The 13189-nt window shown below is 68.4% G+C and carries 13 protein-coding genes and 1 pseudogene; 9 read left to right on the forward strand and 5 right to left on the reverse strand.

The genetic code is table 11. From position 1 onward, the window contains the following. Positions 1–194 precede the first annotated feature (194 nt). Both QH276_RS09655 and QH276_RS09660 read left to right on the forward strand, forming a co-directional pair. Positions 195–518: an SHOCT domain-containing protein gene (locus tag QH276_RS09655; RefSeq protein WP_280398961.1), complete on the forward strand. Its 324-nt coding sequence runs from the start codon at positions 195–197 to the stop codon at positions 516–518. Positions 519–579: 61 nt separating this feature from the next. Further along, on the forward strand, positions 580–1239 hold the full coding sequence (locus QH276_RS09660; protein ID WP_280398962.1) for a GAP family protein: 660 nt from the start codon (positions 580–582) through the stop codon (positions 1237–1239). 6 nt (positions 1240–1245) lie between these two features. Here the strand turns inward: QH276_RS09660 and QH276_RS09665 are convergent, their stop codons facing one another. Beyond that, positions 1246–1980 carry an MHYT domain-containing protein gene (locus QH276_RS09665; RefSeq protein ID WP_280398963.1) on the reverse strand — a complete coding sequence of 245 codons (735 nt, stop codon included), beginning with the start codon at positions 1978–1980 and terminating at the stop codon, positions 1246–1248. Between the two features lie 469 nt (positions 1981–2449). Here QH276_RS09665 and QH276_RS09670 point away from each other — a divergent pair, with 469 nt between their 5' ends. Further along, entirely contained in the window at positions 2450–3148 is a 699-nt protein-coding gene (locus QH276_RS09670; RefSeq protein WP_280398964.1) for a class I SAM-dependent methyltransferase, read from the forward strand. A 524-nt stretch (positions 3149–3672) separates the two neighbouring features. Here the strand turns inward: QH276_RS09670 and QH276_RS09675 are convergent. Together QH276_RS09675 and QH276_RS09680 are read right to left on the reverse strand one after the other, a co-directional pair. Then, the gene (locus tag QH276_RS09675) at positions 3673–5271 is read right to left on the reverse strand and encodes a GMC family oxidoreductase (protein ID WP_280398965.1); all 1599 of its coding nucleotides are present in this window, start codon (positions 5269–5271) and stop codon (positions 3673–3675) included. Positions 5272–5291: 20 nt separating this feature from the next. Further along, positions 5292–7007 (reverse strand): aldehyde dehydrogenase family protein, encoded by a 1716-nt coding sequence (locus QH276_RS09680; protein ID WP_280406700.1) that lies wholly within the window; start codon positions 7005–7007, stop codon positions 5292–5294. A gap of 167 nt (positions 7008–7174) precedes the next feature. On the opposite strand from QH276_RS09680, the gene QH276_RS09685 reads away from it, so the two are divergent. From QH276_RS09685 to QH276_RS09700, 4 genes are all read left to right on the forward strand, one after another. Beyond that, entirely contained in the window at positions 7175–8461 is a 1287-nt protein-coding gene (locus QH276_RS09685; protein ID WP_280398539.1) for a PucR family transcriptional regulator, read from the forward strand. Positions 8462–8600: 139 nt separating this feature from the next. Further along, entirely contained in the window at positions 8601–9023 is a 423-nt protein-coding gene (locus tag QH276_RS09690) for a phage holin family protein (protein ID WP_280398540.1), read from the forward strand. Continuing rightward, a complete protein-coding gene (locus tag QH276_RS09695; protein WP_280398541.1) occupies positions 9020–9400 on the forward strand; it encodes a hypothetical protein in 381 nt (126 codons plus the stop codon). Before QH276_RS09690 ends, QH276_RS09695 begins: the two co-directional genes overlap by 4 nt. Then, positions 9397–9654 carry a DUF4235 domain-containing protein gene (locus tag QH276_RS09700; protein ID WP_280398542.1) on the forward strand — a complete coding sequence of 86 codons (258 nt, stop codon included), beginning with the start codon at positions 9397–9399 and terminating at the stop codon, positions 9652–9654. The genes QH276_RS09695 and QH276_RS09700 overlap by 4 nt, the downstream gene beginning before the upstream one ends. Before the next feature lie 4 nt (positions 9655–9658). Here QH276_RS09700 and QH276_RS09705 read toward each other — a convergent pair whose 3' ends face one another. Continuing rightward, positions 9659–10921, reverse strand: coding sequence for an MFS transporter (locus QH276_RS09705; protein ID WP_280398543.1), 1263 nt, complete (start codon positions 10919–10921; stop codon positions 9659–9661). Between the two features lie 110 nt (positions 10922–11031). Here QH276_RS09705 and QH276_RS09710 point away from each other — a divergent pair, with 110 nt between their 5' ends. Together QH276_RS09710 and QH276_RS09715 are read left to right on the forward strand one after the other, a co-directional pair. Then, positions 11032–11388: an ArsR/SmtB family transcription factor gene (locus QH276_RS09710; protein WP_280398544.1), complete on the forward strand. Its 357-nt coding sequence runs from the start codon at positions 11032–11034 to the stop codon at positions 11386–11388. A 106-nt stretch (positions 11389–11494) separates the two neighbouring features. After that, the gene (locus QH276_RS09715; RefSeq protein ID WP_280398545.1) at positions 11495–11845 is read left to right on the forward strand and encodes a hypothetical protein; all 351 of its coding nucleotides are present in this window, start codon (positions 11495–11497) and stop codon (positions 11843–11845) included. 80 nt (positions 11846–11925) lie between these two features. On the opposite strand, the pseudogene nuoN reads toward QH276_RS09715, so the two are convergent. Beyond that, positions 11926–13149 (reverse strand): annotated as a pseudogene (gene nuoN, locus QH276_RS09720) (NADH-quinone oxidoreductase subunit NuoN); the annotation flags it as partial. Between the last annotated feature and the right edge of the window lie 40 nt (positions 13150–13189).

Consider the following 13189-nt stretch of genomic DNA (forward strand, 5'->3'; position numbering starts at 1 on the left):
TCCTCTCCTTTTTGCGGGGGGGGTTCTCCTCCCCCCGCCCCCGCGGCGGGTCGCCCCCCCCCCCCGCCCCGCCGGCCCCCCCCCCCCCCCCCCCCCCCCCGCCGCCCCCCCCCGGGGAGGTCGCGCTGCACGTGCAGATCCCCCGGGATGCCGTGACGGCGGCACTGTCGGCAGCCACGAGGTAAGGAGAAGCCATGGTGTTCCGCGCAGGACGTATCGGCCGGCCGGGCCTGCTCGGCACGGTGGCCCGCACCGCGGTGGTCGCGGGTACGGCCCGGGCGACCGCGAACGCGGTCGATCGGCACGCGCAGCGACGTGCCGCGGAAAGCCAGGCCTACGCCGCCCAGCAGGTGCCCCCGCCCCCGCCGCCGCAGCAGTACGCGCAGCCCGCTCCCGCGCCGGCGGCCGCGGAATCGGAGGACCTCGTCTCGAAACTGCACAAGCTGGGGGAGTTACACGCCTCCGGTGTGCTCTCCGATGACGAATTCACCGCGGCGAAAAGGCAATTGCTCGGTTGACCGGGCGCCGATCGCACCGCCGCGCCGGGTACCGGAAGCACCGGTCGAGAGGATACGTGCCATGGGTTCGGTGATCGGCGACCTGTTACCGCTCGCGGTCGGTGTGGCGATCTCGCCGATTCCGATCGTGGCGGTGGTGCTGATGCTGCTGTCCGCCAACGCCCGCGTCACCGGTCCCGGTTTCGCGGCCGGCTGGGTGGCGGGAATCTTCGTGGTCACCGCTGTCGTGACCGTGCTCGCCGGTGCGGTGGGGTCGGGTTCCGGTGGCGGGGGGACGGCCGGGGCCTGGATGAAGATCGTGCTGGGTCTCGCCCTGCTCGTCCTGGCCGGCACACAGTGGCGGTCCCGTGCCGATACCCGTACCCCGGAATGGATGCGGGCCATCGACGAATTCACCTTCGGTAGAGCCGCTGGTCTCGCCGTAGTGCTCGCGGCGGTCAATCCGAAGAATCTCCTGCTGTGCGTTTCGGCGGGGATCGTCATCGGTACCGGGGGTACGGCATTCGGCGGCGATCTCGTCGCGCTACTGATGTTCACGGTACTCGCGGCTGTATCGGTGCTGGTCCCGGTGCTCGGCTATCGGGTGGCCGCCGACCGTCTTTCGGACCCGCTCGCGGCGACGAAGAACTGGCTGCAGGTCAACAATCATCTGGTGATGGCGATCGTCCTGGCAACCATGGGTGCGGTCGTGCTCGGCAAGGGGATCGGCGGGCTCGGCTGAGCGGTGTCAGGGTGCGGACCGGTGCGGGTCGGTCAGGGTCATGCTGATGCCGATGAGCAGACCGACGGTGACGATACTGAGCGCGCCGAGCAGCGGTCCGAGGACCTCCAGTGCTTCGGCGCCCCGGGGCGCCGCGGTATCGGCCACGGCATGGACGTGCATCGCCGACATTCCCGTGTAGTGCATGGTCGCCACGCCCGCCGCCATGAGGAGAGCCGCGCCCAGCGTCGACGGCAGGCCCCAGGAACGCAGGCTGAACCACAGTGTCGCGGTGGCGGCTACCAGGGCGATCACCAGGGAGAGCGCGACCCGCGCCGGGTCGTAGTCGATCTGCGCGTTGGTCTGCATCGCGGCCATACCGGTGTAATGCATGGCCGCGATCCCCGCCCCGGTGATCGCGCCGCCGGTGAGCAGGGCGAGGATCCCGGAGCCGGGAGTGGTCACGAGATAGAGGCCGATGCCGACCACGCCGACGGCGATGGCGGCGCTGAGGATGGTGAGCGGGACATCGAATCGGATCTGCGCGCCGTCGATCGAGAAGCCCAGCATCGCCACGAAATGCATCACCCAGATTCCGGTTCCGCCGATGGCGATCGCGGCCATCGTCAGCCAGCCGAGGCGGCGCCGGCCGCGGCGGGCTTGTTTGGTGCATTGGAGACCGATGGCGCAGCCGGTGGCCGAGAGGAAGTAGGCCAGCGCGGGCGTGAGCCAGCCCAGCGCGAAATGTTCTAGGTGAAGCATGTCCATCCAAACTTCTGCCGGGCAAAACCCGAGCCTGCTGTGTGAGATAGACAGTACGACAGGAAGTTCGATCGAGTGTGCTGATCATTTGCCCCAATTCTCGTGGTGTCCATCACATTTGCTCTACCGCACGGTGAATACGCAATATTGCATTCTCGTTTTTACTCCCGGAGAGCGGCAGCGGGGCTCGGACGGTCGGTTCTATACTCCGAAAAGTCGCTGTTCGTAGGATGATTCGCCGCTCGCGCGGCCACGTAAATCTTCGTGCGGAATGGCGGGACCCCGGACGGGACGCCGCGGGAAATGGTATGACCGGGATGATTCGATAGATTGCCGCCACTTAACTGGTGGCACCGGCGGAGCTGTAGTGCGCGCGAGGCGGCGGGTAACCGGTGAGCGTAGATGGTATCGCCGGATACCGTCGTTCGGTTACATGTACATCGGCGGATCCGGCTGATAGTTCTTTGGTATGACCACTCCGGGTGAGTTCGAATTCGAAGACGTCTACCGCACCGGCGGGCCGTTCGGGCCGGGGGTCGCGCCGCCCTGGAGCATCGGGGAGCCGCAACCCGCGCTCGCCGCCCTCATCGAGCAGGGCAGGTTCCACGGCGAGATCCTCGATGCAGGCTGTGGTGAGGGGGCGATCTCGCTGGACCTCGCGGCGCGGGGTTTCACCACCGTCGGCCTCGACCTCGCGCCGACCGCCATCGAATCGGCCCGTGCCGAGGCCCGTCGTCGCGGCCTGGGAAACGCCACCTTCGAGGTCGCGGACATCACGTCCTTCACCGGTTACGACGGGCGGTTCGGCACCATCGTGGACAGCACGCTGTTCCATTCGATCCCGGTCGAGGCCCGGGAGGGGTATCTGCGCGCGATCGCCCGGGCCGCGGCTCCGGGTGCGTCCTACTTCGCTTTGGTGTTCGACCGTGCCGCGCTGCCCGAGAATCCGGGGCCGGGCCCGGCGCCGGTCGGCGCCGACGAGCTGCGGGAAGTGGTGTCGAGGTACTGGGTGGTCGACGAGATCGCACCGTCCCGGATCCACGGCAAGATTCCCGCAGCCCTGGCGACCGCGACCGACAATCCGATGTTCCGGCCGGAAGCTGTGCGCGACGAACCGCACGGCCGCAAGTCGCTACCGGCCTGGTTGCTCTCCGCGCACCTGGGTTGAGGGCGGCCCGGCGAATTCCGGGAAATGTCCGTTTTCTCCGGTATTTTCCGAGAAATTCGCGCGCGCAGAATAATTCGATGAAATACACTCGTGTAATTCCGTGCGTCGTATTTATTAAGGCTGCGGAATTCAACTTCTGTTAACCCCCGTTTTCAATAACGTTTGAAAAACGGAACGGATACGTTTGGATTAAGCCACTACCAAGGTTGGCGGCGCACACGAGCGTCATCGGTTGGATGATTGATTGGAGAGGGAAATGGGTTCTGTCGACCTGGGTAGCCTGGGAACTCTGCTGGGTGCTTTCGGGAACATTTTCAGCGGATTCGGCGATCTGTCGAGCCTCTCCGCTGAGTGACAGGTGCTTCGTACGCGCAGGTAGACCTGTAGGAACAGCCCGCCGGATCGAAATCCGGCGGGCTGTTCTTTTCTCTGTGGAGTTCGGTACCGGCCCGCCGATTGTGTAGTGGCACCGCGAATCCAATCGCATATGCGCCGTCCCGGGCCCGGCGACCGCAGCGGTGTGCTCAGCCGGCGGCGGCCAGCAGGTCCGCCGCCTTCTCGCCGATCACCACCGCGGGGGCGTGGGTGTGGCCGCGGATGATGGACGGCCTCACCGACGCATCGGCCACCCGCAGCCCCTCGATACCGCCTACCCGCAACTCCGGCGTCACCACACTGCCGGAGCCGCTGCCCATCCGGCAGGTGCCCACCGGGTGGTACAGGGTGTGTGAATGCCAGGTCAGCGCCTCCTCGAGCGTTTCGTCGAGAGTGTCGAGTTCCCGTTTGGGCTGCAGGAACGAGCCCAGCGCGGAACCCAGTGGCGCGGTACGGGCGATGCGGTGGGCGATCCGCAGTCCCTCCAGCAGGGCGGTGCGATCGGCGCCCTCGCTATCGGACAGATACTTCGGGTCCACCACGGCCTTGGCGGCCGGATCCGCCGAGGCGAGCGTGACGGTTCCGCGACTGCGTGGGCGTAGCAGGATCGGGCCGATGGCGATCGCGTGGCCCGGTGCGACACCGATTCCCTCGTCGAAGAACGGGGCGGGACCGAAAATTATTTCCAGATCGGGCAATTCGAGGTCGGGCCGGCTGCGCACGAACCCGTAGGCCTCACCGACATTCGAGGTGAGCATGCCGCGGCGGCGCACCAGATAATCGAGCAACTGGCGCGGTTTCTCGGCATCGAACAGGGTGCCGGAATCGACGCCGAATCCGATGAGCGAAATCAGATGGTCGCTCATATTGCGGCCGACCTCCGGAATATGGTGCAGTACCGGAATATCGTGGGCGCGCAACTGCTGTTCGTCACCGATACCGGAAAGCATCAGCAATTGCGGGGTGTTGATCGCACCGCCGCAGAGCACAACCTCTTTCCGGGCCCGGACGGTGAAGAGCCGGTTGTCTTTCCGGTATTCGACGCCGACCGCGCGGGTGCCCTCGAAAACGACGCGATTCGCGTGCGCCCCGGTGAGCACGGTGAGATTCGGGCGGCGCCGCGCCGGTTTCAGGTACGCGTCGGCGGTACTCCACCGCGCCCCGCGTTTCTGGGTGACCATCGTCTGGCAGAAACCGTCCGGCTGCGCCGTATTCGCCCGCTCGTTCTTGAACCCGGCGAGTTCGGCGGCCGCCAGGAATTTCCCGGTCCACGGATTCGCGGTGCGCTGATGCGCGATGCGTAGCGGCCCGGTGCGCCCTTCGCCGGGTTCGGACGCACCCTCGACGGCTTCGATCTTCTCGAAGTACTCGACGACAGCGGCGAACGACCACCAATCGCCGGCCGCGGCGGCCCACTCGTCGTAGTCGGCGGCGAAACCGCGCACCCACATCATGGCGTTCATCGACGACGAGCCGCCGAGCAGCTTCCCGCGCGGGTACAGGATCTGGCGGTTGCCCAGCTCGGGCTGCGGGGTGGTCAGATAACCCCAGTCGCATTCGCTGCCGAAGAGTTTCGAGAACGCGGCCGGGATATGGGCGAACCGGTTGGTGTCCTCGGGTCCGGCCTCGAGTGCGACGACCTGATTGCCCGGATTCTCGCTCAGCCGGGCGGCGAGGACCGCGCCCGCCGAGCCGGTGCCGACAACGACGTAGTCGACGGTGGACGGCAGCGCCGTATCTGCTTTCATCGGTGTGCTCCAGTCGTGATTCAGCCGCGCAGGGCGGAGGCGAAAATGGCGGGCAGCCGCGACCAGCGCGGATCGGCGGCGAAGGCGGTGAGCAGCCGGCCGGTGCGGGCGGCGGTGCGGTTGGTGACGAACCACGGCGGTTTCGGGCTCAGGGCCCATTCGCGGTTCAGCAGCGAACGCGGGGCGGGCCGGAACGGCCCCCGGACGACGGTACGTTCGATCCGGTCGATCAACCAGGCGTTGTGCACGACGCCGATACCGCTCTGTACATCGTCGAGGGTGTGGCCGGGGTAGGCCCCCCAGCTCGCGGTCGGCGTCAGATAGCCCACCGCTGTCCACGCGTTGACCGCGACGGTGCCGTAGCGCAGGCGTTCGATCAGCGTGTCGAACTCCGCGCCGAGCGCCTCGATGGTGTCCGGATGCGCGATGATATTGACGCCGAGCGTGCCGGTGAACCGGTCGTTGGCGGCATCCACCGCGGCGGCGGCGAAGGGGGCGCCGGTTCCGGGTAGTTCCACCACGCCGAGGACCGGGGCGAAATATTCGGTCGAGTACAGCGCCTCCGCGGCAGCGGGATCCAGGCCGGTCACCAGCACGCGCTCACCCTGAGCACCCAGCCGCCGGGCGCCGGGGTAGGACGTGCGTGCCCCGGCCACGCGGTCGTCGCTGCCGGGATAGTAGGCGCGGCGGGTGGGTGCCCGGTCCACGGCCGCGGCCAGGGCCTTCAGGAATTCGTCCTTCTGCGGCCAGTCGGCGGAGACGATCACCGCCTGCGCCGCCACACAGTTGTAGCCGCCGTTGTGCAGCTGCTGGGTCGCGAGATGTTCGGCCTGGAATTCGAGATCGGCCGCACTCCACCGGCCGGGCAGCACGATCGTCGGCGAGACGCCGCCGAGCTCACTGCTGATCGGCTTGTCCAGCAACGGTGTCCCGGCGGCCTTGCGGGCCGCCGCATCCGGGCCGGTGCCCCAGACGATCGCATCGTGGGTCGCGGCGCTGCCGGTCATATGGACGTGGGCGACTTTCTCGTGGGCGATCAGGCGCCCGCCGATATCGGCTCCGCCGGTGAGTATGCGCACCACCCCGAGGTCGATCAGCGGCGCGAAGATTTTCTCGAAGACCGGCAGCAGCGGATCGGTGATCGGGTTCAGTTTGAGCGCGACCACCCGGTTGTGGGCGATGAGCTCGTACACCGTGTCCAGCGGCGCGATCGAGCTGATATTGCCCGCGCCGAGGACCGCGCCGATGCCGCGCGTACGGGCCGGGTCGAGCTGGGCGAGGCCCGCATTGGCTTTCGCCGCAGCCGAGCTGACACCGCGCTGCAGCCAGATCTCGGCGCTGAAGCCGCTGAGCAGCAGTTCGTCGTAGAGGCCCGTGGGCAGCACCTGGACGGTCACCTGGTTACCGGCGGCACCGAACTTCGCCTTCGCCAGCGGGCTCACGCCACGCTCGAGCGATTCGAGGGTGCTCGACACGGCGGCGAGAGCGGTCGCGAACGCGTAGGGCCCGGATATCCATTCTTCGCCCACCAGTGGCGACGCGGGCTCCAGTCCTTTGATCCGCACGGCGGCGTCGACCCATTCCCGGGCGTGCCGTCCGGTGAGCGCGCGGACCCGATCGAGTAGGGCGCGTCTGCCGGCCAGGGGCAGCCGCGACCATTTCCGCTCGCCCGCGGCAAGGTCGGCGACGGCGGCGTCGATCACGGTATCGGGCGCGGTGGCCTGTTCTGTCTGCACGGTGCACTCCGTTGATGAGAATCGCGCGGTTATCCGGACACAGACGAGTGTGACTGTGCTCACGACCGAATGGAATGTGTCGTTGTTGCGGACCCGACCCTCTCGATTTGTGCCTGTGCACAATCCCGGCGTGGTCTGGGTCACTCGCGGTGCGTACACTGCCGGATATGACGACGCCCGCACCCGTGACACCCGCGCCCGAAGCATCGGCCCTGGCCGCCCGGCTGTCGAGTGCCGTTGGGGTGCTGACCGACACCCTCGTGGGCCGGATCGCGGCGGCCGACCCTTCCTACAGCGAATCCGGCCTGCTGACCGAGGAACAGTTGGCGCATACCTGCCGGGAGAATCTGGCGTCGGTGATCGGCGCCCTGGCCGGTACGCACCCGTTCCGGTTGCAGCCGGCCCGGGCGGCCGGGCGGCTCAAGGCCGAACAGGGCATCCCGATCGCGGCCCTGTTGCACGCCTATCGGCTCGGTGGGCGGCTCATCTGGGAAGAGCTGACCGTGCGATCGAACGGGCCCGGCGATCCGCGCCTGCACGATCTGGCCACGCATCTGTGGGAACTCATCGACCTGTACTCCGACGCCGCCGTCGAGGCCTACCGCGATACCGAGATCCTGCTCGCGCATTCCGACGCCCAGTTCCAGAGCCGGCTCATCCGGACGCTGTTCGACGACCATTCCGGGAACCCGGCCGGAGTGCTCGACGTCCTGCGGACGCTGGGGTTCCCGGAGCGCGGAGCGTTCGCCGTGGTCGCCATCGATACCGAACCGACCGCGCCGTTACCGGCGAAACTCGCCGCGGCGTTGGCCGGCCTGGGCGTGCGCGCGGTCTGGGATGCGCAGATCGATGCGTATATCGGGTTGCTGTCGGCCGCATCGGCGGCCGCGATCGACCGCGCGGCCGCGACGATCTCCGCGGCCGTTGCCGACCGGGTCGGGATCAGCGCCGTGTTCTGGACGTCCCAGGCTATTCCCGCGGGGCTCACCGAGGCCCGGCTGGCCGCCCGGTCCGTTCGTGTGGGCTCGGCCGGGGTGGTCCGCTTCGGTGACGAACCCGTCGGCCACCTGCTCGTCGCGGTGCCCGAGGCGGGCCGCCGGGCCGCCGGGCAGATCCTGGGACCGGTTCTCGAATTACCTGAGCCCGAACGGGACGATCTGATCGCGGCCTTGGAAGCCTGGTACCGGTGCGGTGGTTCGGCGGCCGCGGTCGCCGAAAGCCTGCATTGCCACCGCAACACGGTGCGCTACCGGCTGCGTAAGATCCGCGATCTCACGGGGCGAGACACCACCGATCCGCGCCAGTCCGCCGAGCTCTACCTGGCACTGGAAGCGCTGACGCTCCTCGGCGCCGACGCGGCCGGCCCGCCCCGCGCGAGTCGCCCCGAACGCCCGGTCGGCGAGGCCGTCCGTTCCCGCGCTGGTCGCACGTCGGACCGCGCGCTGTACGGGTAGCGGCGTCACTGACGAATCTGCTGGTCTGCGGGAAGATCTCGCGGAGATTCCGTCCGGTGACCGTATCAGCGTTTGTCCGCGACACCCGCGGGTATCCGGCCGCCGTATCGGCGCCGAAGCGATTCGAGGAGGCCAGACCATGACTTCGACAGCGCAGCCACGAACAGCACAGACCGGGGACGAACGGTCGGTCGGCGAACTCGTCGATGTAGCCACCATTCAGATGAGCCGGCTGGTCCGCGACGAAATGCTTTTGGCCCGTTTGGAAATGCAGGAGAAGGCGGGCTCCGCAGCCAAAGGCGCCGGCCTGGCGGGCGCGGGCGGGTTGCTGATGTTCTACGGCGGCGCGGCGTTGCTCGTGGCCGCAGGCTCCGCGCTGGCGCTGGTGTTACCGGATTGGGCCGCCGCGCTACTTGTCGGTGCGGCACTGATCGTGCTCGGTGCCGTCTTGACGTTCGCGGGTAAGAAGGTCGTCACCGCGAACACCCCGCCGGTGCCGGCAGAAGCAGTCGCCGGTGCGCGGACCGATATCGAGGCCGTTACCCGCAGGAGTCAGCGATGAACAGCAGCAATGACCGCGACGCGGTGCGCCGGGACCGAGATCAGGTCCGCGAGGAACTCCGCCACACCATCGACGCGCTGGCCGCCAAGGCCGATATGCGTTCCCGTACCGCCGACGCCGCACGGACCGCGGCCGATGCCGTCCGCCGGGAGACCGCCCACGCCGAACACGATGTCCGTGAACGTGCCAAGCGCATTCAGGCCCGTGCTTCCGAGGTGGCCGAACGTGTGGAAGCCGGTGCCGCGGAACCGCTCCTCGCGCGCGGTATGCAGGCCGCCGAGGTAGTTCGCGCCCGGCCGGTACCCGTGGCGACCGTGACGGCGGCAGCGGCCGCCGCTGCCGCAGCCTGGCTGATCGTCCGGAGGAGGACAGCGTGAACGTGCTGTACAAGCCCGTGGGCACCCTGGCCGGCGCGCTCGGCGGTGTCGCGGCGCATGCGGTGTTCCGGCAGGTATGGCGCCGCGCGAGCGGGGAGGAGCGCGCCCCGCAGGCAACCTCACGGGAGTACGGGTGGCGCGAGGTCCTGCTCGCCGCCGCGCTGCAAGGTGCGATCTTCGGCGTGGTGAAAGCATCGGTCGACCGCGCGGGCGCGGTGGCGTATCACAAGGCCACCGGCCACTGGCCCGACTGAGGTCTCAGCAGGCGCGCGCCTTCTCGGTTTCACCTCCCGTGGTGGGCGGCTGCCCCGCGTGCGGGGAAGCCGGCGGCATGCGGCGCCCGGGGCGTCCGGACAGTGCGGTGACCGCGGCCGCGACGAGCGTGAAGCCGGCGGCGACGGCGGAGAGGTGCCCGGGAGATGAGGCGTCGAGGAGCGCAGCGCCGAGCACACTCGACACCGAGATGGCCAGATACATCACGGCAGCGTTGAGTGAGACGACCACGGATTCGGCGCCGGCCGGGGCGAGGGAGATGAGGCGTTGCTGCTGCGGCGCGGTGACCGACCACGAGGCTGTACCGCTCAGCGCCACCAGCACCATCGCCACCGGAAATGACGCAGGACTACCCACAACGAGGAGGAAAACGGCGGTCAGCGCAAGGGTGGCGGCAAGGACCACCGTGCGCGGTCCCAACCGGTCGGCGAGACGTCCCGCGAGAAGGTTTCCGACTGTGCCTGCCAGCCCGAAAACCAGCAGGAGCAGTGCCACCCGCGCCCCATCTCCGCCGGTGGCGGAGCGGAAGACCTCGCTGATGTAGGTGTACGGCAGATAGATGCCGACGAAGGCGAGGAGAGTGCCGGCCAGCACGCCGGCGACCTTGCGGTCGGTGAGTGGCGTCAGGCGCTGCCGCAGCCCGGCCACGGAGTCGTGGGCCACAGCAGGGAGCCGCAGCGCGAGGACGGGTATGACCGGTAACGCGAGGGCGGTCACGAACCACATCGTCGCCTGCCAACCCAGGGCGTTGCCGATGAGGGTGCCCAGTGGCGCCCCCAGGGCGAGAGAGCTGGTGAGGCCGACCGTGACGATCGCAATGGCCCGGCCCCGCTGCCGGGGTCCGGCAAGTGACGCCGCTGTCACGCCCGCGTTCGGAGTGAACAGTGCGGCACCCGCGGCGGCGACGATACGCGCGGCCAGCACCGCGCCGTAGTCCGGGGCGAGTGCGGTGACGCCATTGCCGAGGGCGAAGATCAGCAGCGCCGTGATGAGTACGGTGCGCCGGGACCACGTCGACGTCAGCGCCGCCAGCACCGGCGAGAGCAGGGCATAGGCCATCGAGAAGACACTCACCAGCTGGCCGGCGGCGCCGACGGAGACGTGCAGCGAGTCGCTGATGTCGGGCAGCAGTCCTGCGATGACGAAGGCATCCGTGCCCACTGCGAAGGTGCCGAGCGCCAGGACGGCGGCATGGCTGCGCCACCGCATGTGCTTCGGTTCGTCCTCGGTGCGGGTGGTCTCTGACATGCGGAAATACCTCTATTTCGATGAGCATCGACACTTACGATCGTGATCGTACAACTATGTCGACGTGTATCGTAAGAGACGACAGGCATCGAAATACTGTGGAGGTCGGGATGCGAGCACCGGAGAAGGCGCCACTGCTGCCGCAGCCGGACTTGGCTCATGTCGAGATCGGGACCGTGCTACAGGCGCTGGCCGACCCGGTGCGTCTGCAGATCGTGCGGATGCTGACCCGGGTCGGCGAGGCGCCCTGCGGAGCGCTCGACCTTCCGGTCAAGCGCTCCACGGTCTCCCACCACCTCCGTACGCTGCGGGAGAGCGGCGTGGTGGAGACAGAGCTACACGGAAATTCCCGTGTCAGCAAGGTCCGAAGAGGGGAACTCGACAAGCGCTTTCCCGGGCTCCTCGCCGCGATCCTGGAGGCCGCGCCGCCGGTCGCGGAAACGGCGGAGGTGGAGCTGTCCCGCTGAAGATTCCGGGCCACTTCCGGTGCTGGCCGGCGAGTTTCGGGTAGCCGGTTATTAGTTTACGACTCTATGTAGTAGGAAGCGCGGAGATCGAGTAGCGTCCTGGTGCATGGAAATCGTCTACAACCTTGTGGTCGTCACCCATCTGCTCGGGATGGCGGCGGTCGTCGGCGGATACGCTGCCGGCCGGCCCGGGGTCAACGAAGTGATGGTGTGGGGCGCCCGCGCGCAGATCATCACCGGGATCGTCTTGGTCGGCCTGGCCGAATCGGTGTCCTCGCTGGACAAGGACCTGAACATGGTGAAGATCGGGATCAAACTGGTGATCTCGGTACTGGTGGCCGCGTTCGCCGAAATGGCGCGCGCGGACGCCAAGCGGGGGAAAGATCCGGCCTGGATGCCCGACGCGGCGGGCGGCCTGGCGATCGTCAATGTGCTGATCGCCGCCCTGTGGACCTGAGCCGGACCGGATGACGCCGATGCCCGCCGGCCATCGGTCCGGCGGGCATCGGTCGTTCGGTATCGAGTTCGGAACCCGGCTCAGCGGACGAACACCGTGGCGTCGCCGGCCACGTCCAGCAGTGGCTGCGGCGTGATACCCAGGAGCAGCGTGGCCACGCCCGCGACGATGGGCAAGGTGACGGTGGCCGGGGGGCTTACCACGACCGGAGGATCGTCCGGCGGATCGGTGAAGAACATCAGCACGATCACCCGGATGTAGAAGAACGCGGCCACCGCGCTGGCCAGGACGCCGACGACCACCAGGAAGCCGGCGTCACCGGCTGCCGCTGCCTGGAAGACCGCGAACTTCGCGACGAAACCCGCGGTGACCGGGATACCGGCGAACGACAGCAGCAGCAACGCGAACACCCCGGCGAGCCAGGGAGAGCGCCGGCCGAGACCGGCCCAGCGCGGCAGCCCGGTGGCCTCGGTGCCGTCGGGTTCGCGCACCATGCTCACGACGGCGAACGCGCCGAGCGTGCCGAGCCCGTAGACGAACAAGTAGAACAGCGTCGACGAGATACCCCGGTCGTTCGCGGCGACCAGTGCGGTGAGCAGGAAACCGGTATGCGCAATCGAGGAGTACGCGAGCATCCGTTTCATATCGGTCTGGGTGATCGCCAGGATCGCACCCACCAGCATCGTGGCCACCGCGACCGCGGCGAGTACCGGACGCCAGTCGGCGGCGATCTCCGCGACGCCGACCTGTAGAACACGCAGCAGGGCACCGATCGCCGCGATCTTGGTAGCGGCTGCCATGAACGCGGTGACCGGGGTCGGGGCGCCCTGATACACATCGGGCACCCACGCCTGGAACGGGACCGCGCCGATTTTGAACAGCAGCCCCACCGCCAGCATGGCCACACCCAGCAACGCCAGTGTGGGGGAACCGGTTTCGGCGGCGAGCGATTCGGCGATCCCCGCGAGGCGGACGGTACCTGCCTGGCCGTAGAGCAGCGCCACCCCGTACAGGAAGAACGCCGAGGAGAACGCCCCGAGCAGGAAGTATTTCAACGCCGCTTCCTGCGAGAGCAGCCGGCGCCGGCGCGCCAGCCCGCACAGCAGATACAGCGGTAGCGAAAGCACCTCGAGCGCGACGAACATGGTGAGCAGATCGTTGGCCGCGGGGAACAGCAGCAGCCCGCCCAGCGCCAGCAGCAACAACGGGAACACTTCGGTGGGGGTGATTCCGGCTGTCGCCCCCGCCCCGTAACCCGCGCGACCCGGCCCAGCGGGGGCCGGCGGGGGGGAGGCGGGCAAACCCTAGTAGGGGCCCCCCCCCGCCCGGCGCCACGGGGCCGGG

The organism is Nocardia carnea (genome assembly GCF_029869215.1).
GTDB lineage: Bacteria > Actinomycetota > Actinomycetes > Mycobacteriales > Mycobacteriaceae > Nocardia > Nocardia carnea_B.

Bases quoted from the DNA above. Each gene is read 5' to 3' on its own strand.
- QH276_RS09655 (WP_280398961.1), top strand. From the start codon at position 195: ATGGTGTTCCGCGCAGGACGTATCGGCCGGCCGGGCCTGCTCGGCACG.
- QH276_RS09660 (WP_280398962.1), top strand. From the start codon at position 580: ATGGGTTCGGTGATCGGCGACCTGTTACCGCTCGCGGTCGGTGTGGCG.
- QH276_RS09665 (WP_280398963.1), bottom strand. From the start codon at position 1,980: ATGCTTCACCTAGAACATTTCGCGCTGGGCTGGCTCACGCCCGCGCTG.
- QH276_RS09670 (WP_280398964.1), top strand. From the start codon at position 2,450: ATGACCACTCCGGGTGAGTTCGAATTCGAAGACGTCTACCGCACCGGC.
- QH276_RS09675 (WP_280398965.1), bottom strand. From the start codon at position 5,271: ATGAAAGCAGATACGGCGCTGCCGTCCACCGTCGACTACGTCGTTGTC.
- QH276_RS09685 (WP_280398539.1), top strand. From the start codon at position 7,175: ATGACGACGCCCGCACCCGTGACACCCGCGCCCGAAGCATCGGCCCTG.
- QH276_RS09690 (WP_280398540.1), top strand. From the start codon at position 8,601: ATGACTTCGACAGCGCAGCCACGAACAGCACAGACCGGGGACGAACGG.
- QH276_RS09695 (WP_280398541.1), top strand. From the start codon at position 9,020: ATGAACAGCAGCAATGACCGCGACGCGGTGCGCCGGGACCGAGATCAG.
- QH276_RS09705 (WP_280398543.1), bottom strand. From the start codon at position 10,921: ATGTCAGAGACCACCCGCACCGAGGACGAACCGAAGCACATGCGGTGG.
- QH276_RS09710 (WP_280398544.1), top strand. From the start codon at position 11,032: ATGCGAGCACCGGAGAAGGCGCCACTGCTGCCGCAGCCGGACTTGGCT.
- QH276_RS09715 (WP_280398545.1), top strand. From the start codon at position 11,495: ATGGAAATCGTCTACAACCTTGTGGTCGTCACCCATCTGCTCGGGATG.